The 18,208-nt window shown below is 53.3% G+C and carries 17 protein-coding genes and 1 tRNA gene; 5 read left to right on the plus strand and 13 right to left on the minus strand.

The window, feature by feature from the left end; translation table 11 throughout:
• Positions 1–24: 24 nt before the first annotated feature.
• Positions 25–101, minus strand: a tRNA-Arg gene (locus FE848_RS13620).
• An 86-nt stretch (positions 102–187) separates the two neighbouring features.
• Here FE848_RS13620 and FE848_RS13625 point away from each other — a divergent pair.
• Together FE848_RS13625 and FE848_RS13630 are read left to right on the plus strand one after the other, a co-directional pair.
• Positions 188–895, plus strand: a complete 708-nt coding sequence (locus FE848_RS13625; protein ID WP_200204006.1) for a TIGR04283 family arsenosugar biosynthesis glycosyltransferase — start codon at positions 188–190, stop codon at positions 893–895.
• On the plus strand, positions 882–1,517 hold the full coding sequence (locus FE848_RS13630; RefSeq protein WP_200204009.1) for a TIGR04282 family arsenosugar biosynthesis glycosyltransferase: 636 nt from the start codon (positions 882–884) through the stop codon (positions 1,515–1,517). The genes FE848_RS13625 and FE848_RS13630 overlap by 14 nt, the downstream gene beginning before the upstream one ends.
• On the opposite strand, the gene FE848_RS13635 is transcribed toward FE848_RS13630, so the two are convergent.
• Together FE848_RS13635 and FE848_RS13640 are read right to left on the minus strand one after the other, a co-directional pair.
• Entirely contained in the window at positions 1,504–4,356 is a 2,853-nt protein-coding gene (locus FE848_RS13635; protein ID WP_227715346.1) for an insulinase family protein, read from the minus strand. The two genes, FE848_RS13630 and FE848_RS13635, sit on opposite strands and share 14 nt — an antisense overlap.
• Positions 4,357–4,417: 61 nt before the next feature.
• Complete coding sequence (locus FE848_RS13640; protein ID WP_200204011.1) at positions 4,418–4,717, minus strand: hypothetical protein; 300 nt, start codon at positions 4,715–4,717, stop codon at positions 4,418–4,420.
• Positions 4,718–5,090: 373 nt separating this feature from the next.
• Between FE848_RS13640 and FE848_RS13645 the strand changes: the two genes are divergently transcribed.
• The gene (locus tag FE848_RS13645) at positions 5,091–7,076 is read left to right on the plus strand and encodes an SDR family oxidoreductase (protein ID WP_200204098.1); all 1,986 of its coding nucleotides are present in this window, start codon (positions 5,091–5,093) and stop codon (positions 7,074–7,076) included.
• A gap of 68 nt (positions 7,077–7,144) precedes the next feature.
• On the opposite strand, the gene rnt is transcribed toward FE848_RS13645, so the two are convergent.
• A complete protein-coding gene (gene rnt / locus FE848_RS13650; RefSeq protein ID WP_200204013.1) occupies positions 7,145–7,801 on the minus strand; it encodes a ribonuclease T in 657 nt (218 codons plus the stop codon).
• Positions 7,802–7,847: 46 nt separating this feature from the next.
• The gene (gene pyrC / locus FE848_RS13655; RefSeq protein WP_200204015.1) at positions 7,848–8,879 is read right to left on the minus strand and encodes a dihydroorotase; all 1,032 of its coding nucleotides are present in this window, start codon (positions 8,877–8,879) and stop codon (positions 7,848–7,850) included.
• A 148-nt stretch (positions 8,880–9,027) separates the two neighbouring features.
• Here pyrC and FE848_RS13660 point away from each other — a divergent pair, with 148 nt between their 5' ends.
• A complete protein-coding gene (locus FE848_RS13660) occupies positions 9,028–9,945 on the plus strand; it encodes a flagellar protein MotY (protein ID WP_200204017.1) in 918 nt (305 codons plus the stop codon).
• Between the two features lie 6 nt (positions 9,946–9,951).
• Here FE848_RS13660 and FE848_RS13665 read toward each other — a convergent pair whose 3' ends face one another.
• Positions 9,952–10,875 (minus strand): histone deacetylase family protein, encoded by a 924-nt coding sequence (locus FE848_RS13665; protein ID WP_200204020.1) that lies wholly within the window; start codon positions 10,873–10,875, stop codon positions 9,952–9,954.
• Between the two features lie 158 nt (positions 10,876–11,033).
• On the opposite strand from FE848_RS13665, the gene FE848_RS13670 reads away from it, so the two are divergent.
• On the plus strand, positions 11,034–13,778 hold the full coding sequence (locus tag FE848_RS13670; RefSeq protein WP_200204023.1) for a GNAT family N-acetyltransferase: 2,745 nt from the start codon (positions 11,034–11,036) through the stop codon (positions 13,776–13,778).
• A 42-nt stretch (positions 13,779–13,820) separates the two neighbouring features.
• Here the strand turns inward: FE848_RS13670 and rdgC are convergent, their stop codons facing one another.
• The 7 genes from rdgC to ubiG form a co-directional block, all read right to left on the minus strand.
• Positions 13,821–14,747: a recombination-associated protein RdgC gene (gene rdgC / locus FE848_RS13675; protein ID WP_200204025.1), complete on the minus strand. Its 927-nt coding sequence runs from the start codon at positions 14,745–14,747 to the stop codon at positions 13,821–13,823.
• Positions 14,748–14,766: 19 nt separating this feature from the next.
• The gene (locus tag FE848_RS13680) at positions 14,767–14,967 is read right to left on the minus strand and encodes a DUF2788 domain-containing protein (RefSeq protein WP_200204027.1); all 201 of its coding nucleotides are present in this window, start codon (positions 14,965–14,967) and stop codon (positions 14,767–14,769) included.
• A 24-nt stretch (positions 14,968–14,991) separates the two neighbouring features.
• Positions 14,992–15,762, minus strand: a complete 771-nt coding sequence (yaaA, locus tag FE848_RS13685; RefSeq protein ID WP_200204030.1) for a peroxide stress protein YaaA — start codon at positions 15,760–15,762, stop codon at positions 14,992–14,994.
• Positions 15,763–15,775: 13 nt separating this feature from the next.
• On the minus strand, positions 15,776–16,009 hold the full coding sequence (locus FE848_RS13690; protein ID WP_200204032.1) for a glutaredoxin family protein: 234 nt from the start codon (positions 16,007–16,009) through the stop codon (positions 15,776–15,778).
• Positions 16,009–16,758, minus strand: a complete 750-nt coding sequence (locus tag FE848_RS13695) for a YciK family oxidoreductase (protein ID WP_200204034.1) — start codon at positions 16,756–16,758, stop codon at positions 16,009–16,011. The genes FE848_RS13690 and FE848_RS13695 overlap by 1 nt, the downstream gene beginning before the upstream one ends.
• A gap of 63 nt (positions 16,759–16,821) precedes the next feature.
• Entirely contained in the window at positions 16,822–17,484 is a 663-nt protein-coding gene (locus tag FE848_RS13700) for an HAD family hydrolase (protein WP_200204036.1), read from the minus strand.
• Positions 17,474–18,190 carry a bifunctional 2-polyprenyl-6-hydroxyphenol methylase/3-demethylubiquinol 3-O-methyltransferase UbiG gene (gene ubiG, locus FE848_RS13705; protein ID WP_200204038.1) on the minus strand — a complete coding sequence of 239 codons (717 nt, stop codon included), beginning with the start codon at positions 18,188–18,190 and terminating at the stop codon, positions 17,474–17,476. Before ubiG ends, FE848_RS13700 begins: the two co-directional genes overlap by 11 nt.
• Positions 18,191–18,208 lie beyond the last annotated feature (18 nt).

The raw sequence follows: 18,208 nt of genomic DNA on the forward strand, positions 1-18,208 counted from the left end.
TTCAGGGCGACACGGAAGAGAAGGTGGTGCCCTCGGCAGGACTCGAACCTGCTACCTTCCCCTTAGGAGGGGGACGCTCTATCCAGATGAGCTACGAAGGCGCTTCTTTAAGAAGATCGGTATGATAACGGCCTGAGACTTATGGCTCAAGGTGTTACCGTGATTTCTGTTGCTCTGGGAGCGTGCTTTGTCTGATCCTTTCTCGTTAAGCATTATTGTACCTGTCTGGATGGAGGCTGCAGGTATTCTGGAGACAGTTGAGGGCCTTCAGCCGTTACGTGCCCGAGGCCATGAACTGATTGTAGTGGATGCCGGTAGTCCCGATGGTACCGCCGCACTGGCTAGCCCATTTGCGAGCAGCGTTGTTCAGTCTGGAAGGGGGAGGGCTGTGCAGATGAACGCAGGTGCTTCTGTTGCCAAGGGCGATGTCCTTCTGTTTCTTCATGCGGATACCCGCCTTCCTCTAAACGCCTTGGAGTGCCTGACAAGTTTTTTTCGAAGCGATAGGGCCTGGGGTCGTTTCAATGCGCGATTGAGCGGACGTGGAGTGATGTTCCAGACCATCGCCTGGTTTATGAACCAGCGCTCACGGCTAACGGGCATTTGCACGGGCGATCAGGCGCTGTTTGTGCGCAGGGATGTGTTTGAAGCCCTCGGGGGATTCGAGCCTGTGCCCATCATGGAAGATATTGAGATTTCCCGCCGGCTTCGGCTTGTTTCCCGCCCTTACTGCATAAAGAACCCAGTCATAACGGATAGCCGGCGCTGGGAGCAGGGCGGTGTCTGGCACACGATTTTTCTTATGTGGCGTATGCGCTGGCGATATTGGCGCGGGGAGTCCCCGGAAACCCTTGCTCACTCCTACCGGTCGGATGTTCGAAATGGCAAAGACTAACTCTTCCAATGCAGTGTTGATGCAGTTTGCTAAATGGCCGGAAGCGGGCCGGGTAAAAACGCGCCTTATACCTGCGCTGGGTGTTGATGGGGCTTTGAGAGCACATTTAACACTTACGCTTGCGGTGCTCGAAAACCTGCATCGTTCAGGTCTTACACTGCAGTTCTGGTGGGATAGAGAGGTAGAGTCTGCTCCTGTTGATGCGGTGGAGGTTGTTCGCGCTATCGAGCATCGGGGGCTGGGACAGCGAATACAGCAGGGCGCTAACCTGGGTAGTCGCATGTTGAATGCTCTGGAGAACGGCCTTCAATCACACGCCTACGCATTAATTGTGGGCAGCGATTGCCCATCGGTCGAACCGGGCTATGTGCACCAGGCGGTGTCTGGCCTTGAACACTACGATGTTGTCCTGGGGCCGTCCGATGACGGTGGTTACGTGCTGATTGGTGCTCGCCGGATTGTTCCTGGCATGCTTGATGGAATCGAGTGGGGCACTGAGGGCGTACTTGAGCAAACTTGCATTCGGCTTGAAAAACTGGGGCTCAGCGTTGGTTTGCTGGAGCCCCGTTGGGATGTGGATGAGCCAGAGGATTGGGCGCGCTTTCAGCTTACTTTGCAGTAACCGGAGGTTGCTGAAGGATAAGCTCCTGGGCTTCGTTTGCGCCCAGGCCCTCTCCGCCAGTTACGACACGCAATGCTCTGTCTCTGTTCAGAACTGAATCGCGGAAGGTGGCTTTCAGCTCTTCAAGGCTCACAGCGTTAATAGCCTTTGCGAGTTGTTCGCGGGAATCAAAGCTATCTGAGCCCCGGTCAATCTCACGCCAGTAGCGACCTGAAATCTCACCCAGCTGGCGATCTTGCTCCAAAATGCTGCTGATTACCGCCTGTTTTTCCTGCTTTAGTCGCTGTTCGTCCAAATTTCCGAGCGTCTCCTCAAAGCCTACTGTGAACTCGCGAACTGCTTGGTCTATGTCACTCTGGCTGGCGCCTGGAGACTGAACCACAAAGCCCAAAGCCGGTGTCTCGAGCATTTCAAACGGTGTGGCGTACACAATGTAGCCAAGCTGGCGAGTGGTGCGTATTTCTTCATAGAACGGGCTGCTTATAATCTGTGCAAGCAGGCGGAAGCGGGCGCGCTCTTCAAAACTGGTGTTATTGCCCTGCGTGTAAAGCGTATACCCGGTATCCGGATGCGCCACGTCCAGAGAAACGAGCATTTCGTTGGCTGGTAACTTTCTGACACGGCTGCGGTCAACTGCTACAAAATCGCTCTTGCCCAACACAATGGCATCAATTTGCTGTGCCAGGTTAAGAGCATAGGCTTCCGTAATATTGCCATGTGCCAGCAGCACCGGGTCTACTTCCGAGAGCAGTGCCTCGGTGAATGATATGAGTTCATCGCGGGTGACTTCCCGAGCTGCGCGCAGCTTTTCTTCGGTGCTCCAGGCGCCTTCCAGCAGAGCCGTCTGGATGAACTCGGATGTCTGGGCCACCGGCCGGTCCTTGGCTTTGTTCTGTAAGCTGTCTATCAGGTTTTGTCTGGCGATATCAAACCGCTGCTGCGTGATGTGGGGCGCTGAAATCTGCATAAGAATGCGATTCATCAAGGTGTGGAGCTTGTCGTTATAGCCACCGACGCGCACGGTAATGCCACGCAAATGCGGGTAAATGCTGTAGTCGAGCCCGGCAAGGCGTGCGGAATAAGCCCAGGCATTCAGGTTGCTGTTAATGTTGTCTACCAGCAAGTGTGTAAGCACGCTGCTACGGGCAGATACGCGGGCCGCCGGGGTACGCAAGCTGAAAAATACGTTGGCTTTGGGAGTGTTGAAGCGCGTATCCCGTGCAAACCATATCGCCATGCCATCGTGGCTACTCAAGAGCTCGGGCTTACTCATGGTTTTGCCAGATACCATGGTGAGGTTCTCAGGCACAAACGGGTTGGGTAGCGGAAGCCGAAGCGCATCGGCCAGCGCTTTGGGCGCTTTGAATTCAACTCCGTTCACATCCAGAGGCTCAAGTTGCCACGGTGTTTCATACCACCGGGTTAGGTTCGGGTTGTTCAGTTCAAGCTGCGGAGCCAGCAAATAGACCATCACGTTCTCCGGGGTTAGCCGGGCAAGAATCGCCTGATACTGATCGGGCGCGTACCGCTCCATTAACCAGGGTGCACTGAGAAGATCGTCTGCCGGATAATCCTGGAGTTGGCTCGAAAGGCGCATAACCTCGTGCATGGGCTCGCTTTGTTCGCGAAAGCGAAAATCGATCCGGGCCAGTTGCTGCATTTCTTCAAAACGGTTCTGGCTGATGCCTTGATCACGAATGATGTCGATGTATCGGAATGCCAGAGCTACGATCTCTTCCTGCCGGTTAAGGCCTTCGGGGGTAAGCGCAATGCTTATGTCCAAAGTGGCGTCTGTGCCCGTATCCATCCCTATGCCGGCAGACAAGCTATCTGCCAAGCCATTCTTCTTGAGTACATCAAAGAGGCTTCCGGGGCCTTCATGCCCCAAAAGATTGGCAATGTAGCTGGCGGGTTTGGTGCGGTAGTTTTCTTGCTGCGATGGCATCGGGAACGACAGGGACAGGCTGCGCACATCCTTGATGGCTTCTGCAGTTACCTTGGCAGGTAGAGTATCCGCACTCAGCAGGCTAGCGGAGTGAACCTTGGGCTTCAGGTTGCGATTTTCGATGGCATCAAAGCGCCCTCGTACCATGGCTTCAAGCGCATCGAGCGATTGGGGGCCGTATACCGCTAGCGTCATCAGGTTGGCAGAGTAACGGGTTTTCCAGAATTCGATCAGGTCGGGCCGAAGGGGGTTGTCATCGGTGTTTTCCAGGGTGGTCAGGTTGCCGACAGCAAACTGGTGGAATGCATGCTCAGGATTGCTGGCGGCTTTCTTGACTGAATAAAAGCGTCGACCATCTTCTTTCTGTTTGGCACTGAACTCTGAATGCACAGCGTTGCGCTCACGGTCGACCAGCTCAGCGGTAAACAGAGGGGCGGCAAATTGTTGGGCGAAGCGATCAAGAGCGGATTCCAGATAATTGGCCTGTATGTCAAAAAAGTAGTTGGTGTTACGAAAAGCGGTAAAGGCGTTATGGCTGCCGCCGTGGCTTTTTATGAACTGTTGATATTCACCGGGCTCTGGATATTTTTCCGTGCCCAGAAACAGCATGTGTTCAAGAAAGTGCGAAATACCCTCTCGCTCTCTCGTGTCATCACCGCTGCCGACAGCCACATTCATAGAGGCGGCGGCTTTTTGTACATGTTTGTCGGAAATCAGAATGGCTCGCAAACCGTTACTCAGCTCAACGAAACGGTATTCGTTGTTGTCATTGGGGCTCTTGTCGGGGGATGTTTCTGCCAATGATGGCAAGCTGACAAAGAGAAGCAAAAGCAGTACAAATACTTTTGCAGCCAGCAGCCGCATACGAACAGTTGTTGGAAAGCTGATATGCATAAAGCCTCTGTTATCCGTTTTGGAGCCTGAATAGATACGATCGCAAGCTGGTAAATGGTGCTCAGTGCATCATTGTTTTGCGAGTGCTATCCGGTTGTTGGTCGAGGGTCTTGCGGGCGAGATCTGCCGCTTTACCGTGGTCGAGTTCGCCAGACGCAATACGCTCCAGAACCGATGCCATAATGGCGACAGACTTGCGGTAGTCTGCAAATTCTGCCTGAAATGCGGTATCGATGGCTTGGTATACCGCTTGAATTTTCTGCTCCCTGTCGCCGGCATTTTTCGCCGTATCATTAATGGCTTTCAGGCAGGCGCGGGCAATGGCGATGTAGCGTTCTGTATTCGGGTTGTCGTTCTGCATGCTCTGGTTTCCGGATATCGCTTGGTCTGTGAAAAGGACTGACGCCTGAAGAGGCAATAAGTTCCGGATTATCGCATTGCTGGCGGGCTGTTTCATTGCTTTGCGGTAATTCATCAGCAGGGAGGGCGCGCGACGATTACTGTGCTAGTCTGAATTTCAATGTGTCGGGAAAATGAACACTCGTCTGAAATTGGTTTTAGAGTAATGGCTCTATTTAAAGCAATGAGTTACAGAGTAAAAGCTCTAAAATAGTCCGATACATGAAGGTTGCAATTAAGTACAATGCCGACCGTCAAAGGTCGTTCTAAGACTTTGGTCTAAGACGGTTGGCATGGATAGACAACAACAGAGCAACAAGCAGGGTGGATTATCAATGAATTATTTCCTGACCGGTGGTACCGGGTTTATTGGCCGTTTTCTTGTGGAAAAATTATTGGCACGCGGCGGCACTGTGCACCTGCTGGTGCGAGAGCAGTCCCAGGGCAAACTTGATGCTCTGAGGGAAGCTTGGGGTGTCGATGAGTCCCGTGTAAAAGCTGTTATTGGCGACCTCACCAGCAAGAATCTGGGCATTGATGCCAAAACCCTTAAAGCACTGGCAGGAAAGGTTGATCATTTTTTCCACCTCGCGGCCGTTTACGATATGGGTGCCGATGAAGAAGCCCAACAGGCCACGAATATTGAAGGCACACGAGCAGCTGTGAATGCTGCCGAAGCCATGAAGGCAAAGCATTTTCACCATGTTTCGTCCATTGCAGCAGCGGGGCTGTTCAAGGGCATTTTTCGCGAGGATATGTTCGAAGAAGCTGAAAAGCTGGATCACCCATACTTGATGACCAAGCACGAATCCGAAAAGGTTGTGCGCGAAGAGTGCAAGGTGCCGTTCCGCATCTATCGTCCAGGCATGGTTGTTGGCCATTCGAAAACAGGTGAAATGGACAAGATTGATGGTCCATATTACTTTTTCAAACTGATTCAGAAAATTCGCCGCACTCTGCCACAGTGGGTACCGACCATTGGTGTTGAAGGTGGCAGGTTGAACGTTGTTCCCGTGGACTACGTTGTAAATGCGATGGATCACATTGCACACCTGGAAGGCGAAGACGGGAAATGCTTCCACCTGGTGGATACCGACCCTTATAAGGTTGGCGAAATCCTTAATATTTTCTGTGAGGCTGGTCACGCACCCAAGATGGGTATGCGTATTGATTCACGCATGTTCGGGTTTATCCCGCCATTTATTCGCCAGAGCCTGAAGAACCTGCCGCCGGTTAAGCAGATCACCAGCGCAGTGCTGGATGATCTGGGTATCCCACGCTCTGTAATGTCTTTCATTAATTACCCCACGCGCTTTGATGCTCGGGAAACCGAGAGAGCACTCAAAGGAACCGGTATCGATGTGCCGCGCCTTGAGGATTATGCGCCCGTGCTCTGGGATTTCTGGGAGCGCAACCTGGATCCCGATCTGTTCAAAGATCGCACCTTGAAGGGTACGGTTAGTGGCAAAGTGTGCGTGATAACCGGTGCCACCTCTGGCATTGGTTTGGCCACTGCAGAAAAGCTGGCAGAAGCCGGTGCTATTCTGGTTATTGGCGCTCGCACAAAAGAAACTCTGGATGAGGTGAGTGCTGCTCTGGAAGCCAAGGGTGGCAATGTGCACGCCTACCAGTGCGATTTCTCCGATATGGAAGATTGCGACCGGTTCGTGAAAACCGTTCTGGATAACCACGGCCACGTTGATGTGCTGGTCAACAACGCAGGGCGCTCGATTCGTCGGTCATTGTCCCTGTCGTTTGATCGCTTCCACGACTTTGAGCGCACGATGCAGTTGAACTACTTTGGCTCTGTGCGCCTCATCATGGGGTTTGCACCATCCATGCTTGAGCGTCGTCGTGGGCATGTGGTGAATATCTCATCCATTGGCGTGCTTACTAACGCACCACGCTTCTCTGCCTATGTGGCCTCCAAGTCTGCATTGGATGCCTTCAGCCGGTGTGCGGCGTCTGAATGGTCGGATCGTAACGTAACCTTCACCACCATCAATATGCCGTTGGTGAAAACACCCATGATTGCACCTACCAAGATCTACGATTCCGTGCCGACCCTCTCGCCGGAAGAGGCTGCCGATCTGGTAACCAACTCAATCATTGAGCGCCCCAAGCGAGTTGCTACGCGCCTTGGTATCACTGCCCAGGTTTTGCACGCACTGGCTCCGAAGGTGGGCGAGATCGTGATGAATACGGGGTACCGTATGTTCCCGGACTCAACTCAGGCCGTAGGTGGAAAAGCTACTGAAAAGCCCAAGGTGTCCACAGAGCAGGTGGCATTTGCAGCGGTGATGCGAGGCATCCACTGGTAAGCAAAGCTTGTTTGTAACGCAGAATCAAAAAACCCGCATAAGCGGGTTTTTTTTGCGGGCTCTGTTTGCTATTCGCTTTCATCTAACATGAAAGGTGGCGGAAATCCGCCCAGATCCAGCCAGCGGTTCACAATGCCACAGAATAAATCGGCCGTCTTTTCTGCATCGTAAGCTGCGGAATGGGCTTCCTTGTTGCTGAATGGAATACCAGCCAGTTTGCAGGCTTGTGCAAGCACCGTGTGGCCATAGGCCAGGCCGGCAAGGGTTGCTGTGTCAAACGTGGAGAAGGGGTGGAAAGGATTCCGGTTTATTTCTGCCCGCTGAGCCGCTGCAAATACGAAATTGTGATCGAAGGTCGCATTGTGGCCTACCAATACCGCACGCTTGCAATCATGCGCCTTGACCGCCTTGCGTATGGGCCGAAAAATCTCGCTCAACCCTTCACGCTCGGGCACAGCCTCCCGGTCCGGATTCCAGGGGTCGATTCCTGTGAAGTCCAATGCCGATTGTTCCAGATTGGCACCCTCAAACGGATCAATCTGTTGTAGGTGGGTTTCAGCACGGTGCAAGCGGCCGTCCTCGTCCATCGTCAGCATCACTGCAGCTATTTCCAGCAGAGCATCACGGTCCGGGTTGAATCCGCCGGTTTCCACATCGACAACGACGGGTAAAAAACCACGGAATCTGCGGGACATTGGGTGCAATTGTCTGTTTTCGTCAGTCACTAAAACTCCGGTCTTGGCCGTTTATCAGGGAATTGGGGGGGTAGATCTATACCTGGCGCCAGTTAATGGTTTCACCGGCTTTCAGCGGAACAATGGTGCCGTCCGCCAAGGGCAATTCATCGGGCATCGTCCAAGGTTCCCTCACCAGCGTAATGGTATCTGTATTTCGTGGAAGACCATAGAAATCTGCACCATTAAAACTGGCAAAGGCTTCCAGTTGATCAAGAATGCCAAGCTCTTCAAAAATATCTGCGTATAACCCGATAGCACCAAAAGCCGAATAGCATCCTGCGCAGCCACAGGCGGCTTCCTTTTTGTCTTTTGCATGGGGGGCAGAATCTGTGCCGAGAAAGAATCGCTTGTCTCCGCTGGCGACTGCGTCTCTCAGGGCTTTTTGGTGGCGATTGCGCTTTAGAATCGGGAGGCAGTAAAGATGAGGGCGTATGCCGCCCACGAGCATATGGTTCCGGTTGTACATCAGATGCTGGGGTGTAATCGTGGCGGCCAGATTATTGCCCTGATAATGCCGTACGAACTCTGCTGAGTCAGCGGTGGTTATATGCTCAAGCACTACCTTGAGCTTAGGGAAGGCTTTTAGCGTCGGGGCGAGTACCCGGTCGAGAAACACCTTTTCCCGGTCAAAAATATCGATGTCTTCATCAGTAACTTCACCATGAACAAGCAACAGCATGCCGCATTCTTCCATGGTTTCCAGTACCGGGTAGATATTGCGAATGTCCGTTACACCAGATGCAGAGTTAGTGGTTGCGCCGGCTGGGTAGAGCTTGGCTGCAACAACACCCTCGGCGCTTGCTTCCAGAATATCCTGACGGCTTGTGGATTCGGTCAGGTAAAGCGTCATCAGTGGTCGGAAGTCAGTCCCTTCGGCTGCTGCCAGAATGCGATCCCGGTATGCCGAGGCTTCAGCGGCATTGGTTACCGGCGGAGCAAGATTCGGCATGATGATCGCTCGCCCGAAACAGGCAGCGGTGGCAGGTACAACGCTCTTCAGAGCATCGCCGTCGCGAACGTGGAGGTGCCAGTCGTCGGGGCGCACAAGAGTTAGCTGTTCGGTCATGGTCTGGTTTCCGCAGTGCCTTAAAAAGTTGGCAGATTATAGCAGAAGGTGTCAGTGATTGTTTTTCCTCTCATCGATTAAAGAACATGGCGCTGATGCCGTTAAACAGGAAACCACCAAACATCCGTGAAACAACGGTATGGCTGTTATGGCACTCGCATTCACAAAAAGATCGCAGAATGTATTGGCAACGCTGGCGCTCGGCATTCTTTTGCCCGTGACAAGCCAGGCTGCAAGCTATGGTGCCGGAATATCGAACAGCCAGTGGTATCTTGCCGAGTCCGTTTTCGAGTGTTCGCTGGTGCATGATGTTCCCGGCTATGGCCGGGCTGTTTTTCGGCACCGTGCCGGGGAAGAACTGTCATTTTTTCTGGAGTCCGAATCTCACCTCATGCGCCCCGGGCGAGGCTCTCTTTTTGTTGAGGCCCCACCTTGGCGACCGGGTGTTGCTCCACGCCCGGTAGGCACGGTAGATGTGTCTGAAGGGCTCCGGCAGGTATCACTTGAAACCCGGCATGCGGTGATTCTTGCCCAAAGTCTGCTGGATGGCATGCGGCCCACAGTTACCAGGGATTCCTGGTACGACGGCAGCCCGGTTCGGGTGCAGGTATCGAATATCAACTTCAGCGGGCAATACCAGCGCTATCGGTCATGCGCTGCGAACTTGCTTCCGGTTAACATCGATCAGATCGGTCGTTCGCGGGTGGCATTTTCCAGCGGTAGCGCAAAGCTGTCTGAAGCCGATATGGATTTGTTGGACAATATCGTTGCCTATTTAATGGCGGATTCTACGGTAGAGCGGGTTTTTGTCGATGGGCATACTGACCGTGTTGGAAGCCGGATCGACAATCGTGCGTTGTCTGAAGAGCGCGCTAATGTAGTGGCAGACTACCTCAAAGGTCGTGGGATAGACCCCGACATGATTACCGTACGGGCTCATGGAGACCAGTACCCGGTATCCAGAAACTATGGCGAAAACCGCCGCACAACCATACGCTTGCAGCGAGAGGGCGAACGCCCTGGCTTGCAGCAAGCTAACGGCTATGGTGGCGCCAGCGCAGGTTAAGAAATGCTAAACCGAACTCAATACGTCCAAATGGGCGTTTACGCTTTCTGCGAGAGCTTTCAGGTGATAGCCGCCTTCCAGCGTTGAAATAATACGATCGTTGCTGTGCTCGTTCGCGACGCTTGCCAGCGTTTCGGTCAACCAGCGATAGTCCTCGGTTTCCAGATTCAGTTCGGCCATCGGATCAAGTCGATGGGCATCAAACCCTGCAGAGATCAAAATTACCTGAGGCTTGAAGGCGTTCAGGCGCTTTAACCAGCCAGCTTCTACCCGCTTTCGGTATTCTTCGGAAGAGCAACCTGCCTCTATGGGAATGTTCACGATATTGTCAGCTTGGCGATGTACGTGGGAGTGGGGGTAAAGCGGATGCTGGAAACTGGAGCACATCAGTATGCGTTCATCTCCACTCACGATGTCCACCGTTCCGTTACCTTGATGCACATCAAAATCAATAATGGCAACTCGATCAAGATGATGAAAATTGAGCGTGCGCATGGCTGCCAGGGCGACGTTGTTGTAAAAACAGAAGCCCATGGACTTGGTGCGCTCAGCATGGTGGCCGGGGGGCCGTGCGCAGATAAATGCGTTGGTTACCTGGCTACTCATAACCATGTCTACCGCCTGGATATTTGCACCCGCAGCAAGCCTTGCTGCGCGGAGAGTATCAGGCATCATGGCAGTATCCGGATCAGTGAAGACCCGACCCCGCATTGGCTGCATCATGTCTAGCTGCTGCAAATAGCTTTCGGGGTGTACGCTCAGAAGCTGGTCGCGGGTAATTTCTTCAGGGCGCACCCAATCGAGCTTTTCTGCGATGCCAGTGTCGGCGATATAGCTAATGATGGCTGCGAGGCGAGCTGGGCTTTCGGGATGCTCCGGCCCCATGTCGTGTTTCATGCAATCATCATGAGAAAAAAATGCGGTTGTCATAATTCTCGAAACGTCCCAGCTATACTTGTATTTTCTTTGATCTTATCAGGGATAAACCGATAGCGCCGAGTTTCTTTAGCCGCATAAGGGCAATAGGCGTTTCATAAGGCTTCATCAATGCATAATATAGTGTTAACAACATATCAAGGAGAGATAGCGTGAGCACCCGGTACCTGGAGAGTTTATTTAATCCTGCTTCGATCGCTGTGATCGGGGCGTCGGAACGTGCTGGCAATCTTGGTGGTATGGTGTTGCGAAATCTGATGAGCAGCGGCTACCCGGGCAAGCTTTTAGTGGTCAACCAGAAGGACTACGACAACGTCCATGGTGTGCCCTGTGTCAGAAAAGTATCGAAAATGGAGTTCTCGCCAGATCTCGCCATTGTGTGTACGCCGCCAGAAACCGTTGCAAAAACCATAAGGCGATTGGGCGAGGCAGGGGTGCGTACCGCAATTGTGATGACCGGAGGCATGTCCCGTACTCATAGCAAAACCGGCCAGCCGCTGATGTACTCGGTGCGTGATGCAGCAAGGGAAACCGGAATCAGGGTGCTGGGACCTAACACGATAGGTCTGATGGTACCGGCGAGAAACCTCAATGCTACCTATGCGCACATGGGCACGTTGCCCGGACGTGTGGCCTTTGTTGGCCAGTCTGGCACCATTGCCAGTTCGGTGATCGACTGGGCCTTTGCCCGGGGGGTTGGTTTTTCCTATTTCCTTACCCTTGGCGACGGTATGGATATCGATCACGACGATCTCATAGATTATCTTGCCCAGGATACCCAGACGCAAGCCATTCTCTTGCACATTGAGCATATTCCCAATGCCCGGCGCTTCATGTCTGCCGTGCGCGTCGCCTCCAGAACCAAGCCTGTCATCGCTGTTAAATCCGGGCGAGTACCAGAGTCAGAATGGATGACCCATGAACTGCCTGCGGGCATCCGACGCAGTGACCCTATATACGACGCCATGCTCCAGCGTGCGGGTGTTCTTCGGGTAGACGGTCTTGGGCAAATGTTTGATGCTCTGGAAACGCTCACGCGGATGCGCCCACTGCGCAGAGAGACTCTCGCCATCATGGCCAATGGCGTAGGGCCAGGTGTATTGGCTGTAGATCGCCTTGCGGATTTAGGCGGGGAGCTTGCCAGTTTGTCAGAAGCCAGCATTGGCGCTCTGGCCGAGCTTCTGCCTGCTTACTGGACACGCAAAAACCCTATCGACCTTAACTACGACGCATCTCCGGAGCTTTATGGCAAGGCGATAAAAATTCTGGCCAAGGATCCCGAAGTAGCCAACGTGCTTGTGTTGTACGCACCCAGCTTGACAGAAGACAGCCTGCAAATTGCCGATGCGGTAGTGCAGGCTGCAAAGGGCACGCGATTGAATATCTTTACCTGCTGGCTTGGGCAGAGCACGGTCATGGAGGCGCGTGATGAGTTCTATCGTGCGGGATTGCCATCCTTCTTCAATCCGGAAAAAGCCGTTGTAGCGTTCATGCAGCATGTGCGGCACCAGAGGCTCCAGCGTTTGCTGAAGGAAACTCCCGAATCTTTCACTGACCATTTCTCGGACCATACGAAAACTCGCCGAGTAGTCATGAATGCATTGCGTTCTGGCCGTTTGCACCTTTCCAGCAAAGAAGCTCGGGAAGTGGTTCGTGATTACGGTATCAACACCATTGAGACGGTTTACTGTGACGATGTAGAGGAGGTGCTTGAAGCCTTCTCCATTGAGCGCCGCCCGGTAGACGTTACGATAGTGCACGAGCAGGCTTGTCACCCATTTGCAAAACTGACCGTGGCGCAACGCCGCCATAAGGCGACGGTGCAGAAGCTTAGCAGTGAGGCTGCAATCATTGATGCCTGCAGTTTTCTGATGGAGCAGTACCAGGAATACTTCCCCGAGAGCGGTTTTCTCGGCTTTGCCATGCAGCACTCCTACCAACATGTTGGCGGTATTGAGTTCAGCGTGGGTATAACCAGAGATGCCCAATTTGGGCCTCTGGTAGTCTGCGGAGCATCTGGTGCCCATGTCAACGTAATGACAGACCGGCAGATTGCGTTGCCGCCGCTCAATATGGTTCTTGCCCGGGAGTTGTTGCGCCGTACTTATATGTACAAGCTTCTAAGGGAGCATAGCCTGAAGCCCGAAACGGATATACGGGCGGTGTCTGAAACACTGGTTACCCTTTCCCAGATTGTGATCGATATACCCGAGATTCGCGGGCTGGAGATTTCGCCGCTCCTGTTCAACGACCAAGGTGCTGTCGCGGTTAATGTGGCGATCAATCTGTCTGAAGTGCCTGGACAGCCGATAATTCAGCCCTACCCAAGAGAACTGGAGGAGTGGCTGGTATTGCCCAAGTCTGGTCGTCGGGTGATCATTCGCCCAGCTCTTGCCGAAGACGAGCCGTCGCATCGCGTATTTCATGAATTACAGTCACCGGAGTCCATTCGCTATCGATTCTTTCAGTACCGTAAGCATTTTTCGCGGGAAGACGTCGCCCAGATGGTCCAGATCGACTATGACCGTGAAATGGTTTTCATCGCAAATGCCCCGAAAGAAGACGGTGAAGGCGAAGAAACCCTGGGCACCGTAAGAACCTGGACGGACGCAGATAACCTGCGGTGTGAATTTGCTGTGATGGTTCATGACAAAATGAAGGGTGAAGGCCTTGGCGTGGCGCTGATGCAGAAAATGATCGATTACTGCCGTGCCCGTGGCACGGTGGAAATGGTAGGTGACGTTCTGGCTGACAATAGGCCGATGCTGCAATTGGCTGAGCACCTGGGCTTTGAGATCAAGTATAACGTTGAGGAAGAGGTGATGGATTTGCGGCTGGTGCTGAACGAGCCGGAAAACGATTGGCAAAAAGAGCGGTTAGGCAAGTATACCCACTGAAGCTATTCACTGAGAGCTTCAGTGGGGTTGAGGCCTGGAGGCTTACTCTTCTATGAGGGCGGAACGATCTTCCCCGCCCAAAGCTTCCAGTAAGCCTGGAATCAGTTTGGACAGTTCCAGAGTCATGAGGCTGAACGCAGCATCAAACTTGGCGACAGCGTCATCCACATCTACATCATCGAGTTGATCCTGAAGTGTTTCCCCAAACTTCAGCCGGCGAATGCCCATTTCCTCATCGAGAACAAAGGATACGTTGTCGTCCCAGGTAAGTGCCAACTTGGTCACTTCCATGCCGGCATTCAGGTGGTTACGGATTTCGTCCGCTTTCAAATCCAGTCCTTTGCAGCGAACCACTCCGCCATCTTCGGAAGGATCCTTCAGTTCGCACTCATCGCCTAAAACCACACTGGCAGGCAAGTCGATGGACTCGTTCAACCAGCCAGTAAATGTAAATATTGGAGCTTGCTCCAGAGCGGGCGGGCGTACAGGCAGAGAGCCCAGGCTTTTGCGCAGTGATGAGGCCAGGTCTTCTGCCTGTTTTGAGGAGCCTGCATCAACAACCATAAAGCCGTCTTTCGGTGCCAGATACGCAAAGCTGCGTCGGTTCTTGGAAAATGCATGGGGTAGCATTTCCAGCATAACCTGCTCTTTGATCTCTTCTTTCTCTTTGCGTCGAACCTTGCGGCCTTGCTCGATCTCGATGGCTTCGGCTTTTTCTTCCACCGCATCCTTTATTACCGGCCCAGGCAGGATTTTCTCTTCCTTGCGCAGAGCAATCAGGTGATAGCCATTAGCACTGTGAACAAGTAGTTCACCGTGTTTGCCCAGTGGTGGAACCCAGCCCTGGCGAGCGGTTTCTTGTGGACCACAGGGTTTGAATGCATCGCCGCTGAGCTTTTCTTCCAACTCTTCAGCAGAAATATCAAATGGCTTGGTAAAACGGAAAACGCGGGCATTGCGAAACCACATCAGGCTTGATCCTTGTCTTTCATATTTGGATAACTTCTACGAGCACGGTTTTGACGATAAAGCCGAAAACACCAGCACCCAATACTGTAAAAAGGGCGATAGTACCAAACTTTCCGGCCTGTGATTTTTTTGCCAGGTCCCACACAATGAAACCCATCCAGCCAATAAGGCCTGTCAGAAACACCACCATGGCGATCTGGGAAAAAACTGCTTCGTTCATGATTTGCTCCGAGCTTAATCTGGATTAGTGTTCATCTCGCAGGAAAACCCAGTTATTTTTGTCGGATTGGTCTTCGCTGAAATAATAACCATCAAGGTCGAATCCCTTGAGGTCGTTTGCATCGGTAATACGATTCAGGATGGCGTAACGGCACATCAGGCCGCGGGCTTTCTTGGCGTAGAAACTGATCATCTTGTACTGACCGTTCTTCCAATCCTTGAATTGGGGGGTGATTAGCCGGCCTTCAAGGTCTTTCTTCTTCAGACTCTTGAAATATTCGTTGGATGCCAGGTTCACCAATACTTCGTCGTCGCTCTTCAGCAGGCGATTCATTTCCCGGGTAAGGCTGTCCCCCCAGAATGCGTACAGATCCTTGCCCCGTTTGTTCTCAAACTTTGTGCCCATTTCCAGCCGATAGGGCTGCATGAGGTCAAGAGGTTTAAGAATGCCGTAGAGACCGGACAACATGCGCAGATGCTTTTGAGCAAAGTTGAAATCCTGCTCACTGAAGCTTTGTGCGTCCAGCCCGGTATACACGTCACCTTTGAAAGCCAGAACAGCCTGGCGCGCGTTCTTTGGAGAGAAGGGAACTTGCCAACTCTGAAAGCGCTCGGCATTCAATTGGCCCAGCTTGTCGCTGACGCTCATCAGATTGCTGATCTGGTGGGGCTCCAGCTCTTTGAGCTGATCAATCAGCTCGCAGGCATCGTCCAGGAAATCGGGCTGGGTATAGGTTTCCGTAGCCAGCGGGCTCTCGTAGTCGAGGGTTTTAGCAGGTGAGATAACCATCAACATGTCAGATAATTCCTCATTGCAGAAACGTGAGTAACTGTTCCCGGGTAAATGGCCAGTTGAGTTCGCGTCCGGTATCCTTGCGCCGGAGCACGGGGATTCGTGTACCGTAACGCTCTACCAACTCTTCTGATTGCGCAATATCCACCACATCCACCGGTATCGGTACGGGCATGGGAGTGCTGATCAGCAGGGCTTCGGCCAGATCACACAGATGACATTGGGACGTAGTATAAAAAAACAGTTCCATTATTTGGGCTGGGCGTCCAGTTTCTGGCCATTAATGCCCGCGCTGTCACTGCCCATCAGATACAGATAAACAGGCATCAGTTCTTCCGGTGCCGGGTTCTGCTGCGGATTTTCTGCCGGGTAGGCATGGGCTCGCATATTCGTTCTTGTTGCACCGGGGTTCAGGCTATTAACACGTACATTGTTATGTTTGTCGCCCAACTCGTCGGCTAGCAACTGGCTCAGACCTTCGACTGCAAATTTGGAGACCGCATAGGCACCCCAGTAGGCTCGCGCCTGACGGCCAACACCAGAGGACGTGAAGATAACCGAGGCAGCATCGGATTTGCGCAGCAGGGGAATCATTGCCCTGCTCATCAGAAACGGTGCCGTGGCGTTTACATGCATGACCTTGTTCCAGATTTCCGAGTCGTACATTTCCACCGGGCTGCGGTCACCCAGGATTCCGGCGTTGTGGAGAAGGCCATCGAGCTTGCCGAAGTTGTCTTCCAGAGTCATCGCCAGTTCTTCGTAATCTTTTACAGCGGCGCCCTCGAAGTTCATGGGCACGATAGCCGGCTTAGGGTGGCCGGCCGCCTCGATTTCGTCGTAGACCGATTCCAGCTTGCTCAGAGTTCGGCCAACAAGGATGACAGTGGCGCCATGAGCTGCATAGGTTTTTGCGGCGGTACGGCCGATTCCGCTGCCCGCACCGGTCACCAGAATAATGCGGTCTTTCAGAAGATCAGCGGGTGCCTGGTAATCTTGCATAACCTGTCTCCGTAGCAGACTGGGAGTTCATCAGAGTTTAAAAATGCTCGTTCTAGCAGCGCGCTATTGTAACAGCTTTGCGAGATCGTTCACGGTGTCAGCGATCATGTCGGCTTGCCACAGGTCAACGGTTTCCGGCTCTTCGATATACCCATATCGCACGGCGATGGTTTTCATGCGGGCATTGCGACCGGCCACTATGTCTCGTTCGTGATCGCCCACATAAACTGCCTGCTCAGGTTCTGCACCAATTTGCTGGCACGCAAGAAACAGGGATTCCGGATGAGGCTTGCGATCGGTGACATGATCCGGGCATACCAGCGACGCGCAGCGCTTGGCCAGACCAAGGGCCTGAATCAGGGGGGCGGCGAAACGTACCGGTTTGTTGGTTACGATTCCCCAGGGAATTCCTCGCTGCTCCAACGACTCAAGCAAAGAATCCATGCCTTCAAAAAGGCGGGTTTCAACGGCAACGCCCGCTTCGTAAAGATCCAGAAAGGCGGTGTGTTTGGCAAGGTAACCCGGATGTTCAGGCTCCAGCCCAAAGCCTACACGCACCATGGCCCGGGCTCCGTTGGAAACGGATCGGCGTATGTGCTCTGCTGGAAGCGCCGGGAGCCCCTCCATTTGGCGCAGTTCGTTCAGGCAACGAATGAAATCCGGCGCTGTGTCGATCAGAGTGCCGTCCAGATCAAACAGAACGGTTGATAGTTGCTCAGTCTTCACGGGTATCCCTGGCGTGCATCAGGTAGTTTACGTCCACATCCCGGCCCAGCTTGTAGGAGCGGGTAATTGGGTTGTAGGTCATGCCGGTAAGCTCGCGCACATCCAGGCCGGCATGGCGCAGGTGGTCTGACATTTCTGAGGGCCGGATGAACTTCTTCCACTCGTGCGTGCCCTTGGGCAGCATGTTCAGCACGTACTCGGCACCCACAATGGCAAACAGGAAGGATTTGGGATTCCGGTTGATGGTTGATACAAACAGGTGCCCACCGGGCTTTAGCAGTGCAGAGCAGGCTTTGATAACAGAGGCCGGGTCAGGCACATGCTCCAGCATTTCCAAGCAGGTAACGGCATCGTACTGGCCTGCGTGTTCCGGATCGCGGGCCAGTTCTTCCACGGTGATTTGCTTGTAGTCCACCTTGATTCCGCTTTCCAGGCCGTGCAATCGCGCTACAGCCAAGGGTGCTTCGCCCATGTCTATGCCGGTTACATGGGCGCCGCGCAGAGCCATGCCTTCAGATAGCAATCCGCCGCCACAGCCAATGTCTGCCACCCGCTTACCCGCGAGGGAGACGCGTTCATCGATGTAGTTGAGGCGCAACGGGTTAATGTCGTGGAGAGGCTTGAACTCACTGGTGGGGTCCCACCAGCGGCTAGCCAAGGCTTCAAACTTGGCAATCTCGTTACGGTCAACGTTCTGGTTTGTCATTGTGTGCTCTACCTGATC

Origin of the sequence: Marinobacter sp. 1-3A, from assembly GCF_016597775.1 — a bacterium.
Classification (GTDB): Bacteria; Pseudomonadota; Gammaproteobacteria; order Pseudomonadales; family Oleiphilaceae; genus Marinobacter; species Marinobacter xiaoshiensis.

Bases quoted from the DNA above. Each gene is read 5' to 3' on its own strand.
- FE848_RS13690 (WP_200204032.1), bottom strand. From the start codon at position 16,009: ATGGAACTGTTTTTTTATACTACGTCCCAATGTCATCTGTGTGATCTG.
- FE848_RS13695 (WP_200204034.1), bottom strand. From the start codon at position 16,758: ATGCAAGATTACCAGGCACCCGCTGATCTTCTGAAAGACCGCATTATT.
- yaaA (WP_200204030.1), bottom strand. From the start codon at position 15,762: ATGTTGATGGTTATCTCACCTGCTAAAACCCTCGACTACGAGAGCCCG.
- FE848_RS13645 (WP_200204098.1), top strand. From the start codon at position 5,091: ATGAATTATTTCCTGACCGGTGGTACCGGGTTTATTGGCCGTTTTCTT.
- ubiG (WP_200204038.1), bottom strand. From the start codon at position 18,190: ATGACAAACCAGAACGTTGACCGTAACGAGATTGCCAAGTTTGAAGCC.
- FE848_RS13640 (WP_200204011.1), bottom strand. From the start codon at position 4,717: ATGCAGAACGACAACCCGAATACAGAACGCTACATCGCCATTGCCCGC.
- FE848_RS13635 (WP_227715346.1), bottom strand. From the start codon at position 4,356: ATGCATATCAGCTTTCCAACAACTGTTCGTATGCGGCTGCTGGCTGCA.
- FE848_RS13665 (WP_200204020.1), bottom strand. From the start codon at position 10,875: ATGACAACCGCATTTTTTTCTCATGATGATTGCATGAAACACGACATG.
- pyrC (WP_200204015.1), bottom strand. From the start codon at position 8,879: ATGACCGAACAGCTAACTCTTGTGCGCCCCGACGACTGGCACCTCCAC.
- FE848_RS13680 (WP_200204027.1), bottom strand. From the start codon at position 14,967: ATGAACGAAGCAGTTTTTTCCCAGATCGCCATGGTGGTGTTTCTGACA.
- FE848_RS13630 (WP_200204009.1), top strand. From the start codon at position 882: ATGGCAAAGACTAACTCTTCCAATGCAGTGTTGATGCAGTTTGCTAAA.
- FE848_RS13660 (WP_200204017.1), top strand. From the start codon at position 9,028: ATGGCACTCGCATTCACAAAAAGATCGCAGAATGTATTGGCAACGCTG.
- rdgC (WP_200204025.1), bottom strand. From the start codon at position 14,747: ATGTGGTTTCGCAATGCCCGCGTTTTCCGTTTTACCAAGCCATTTGAT.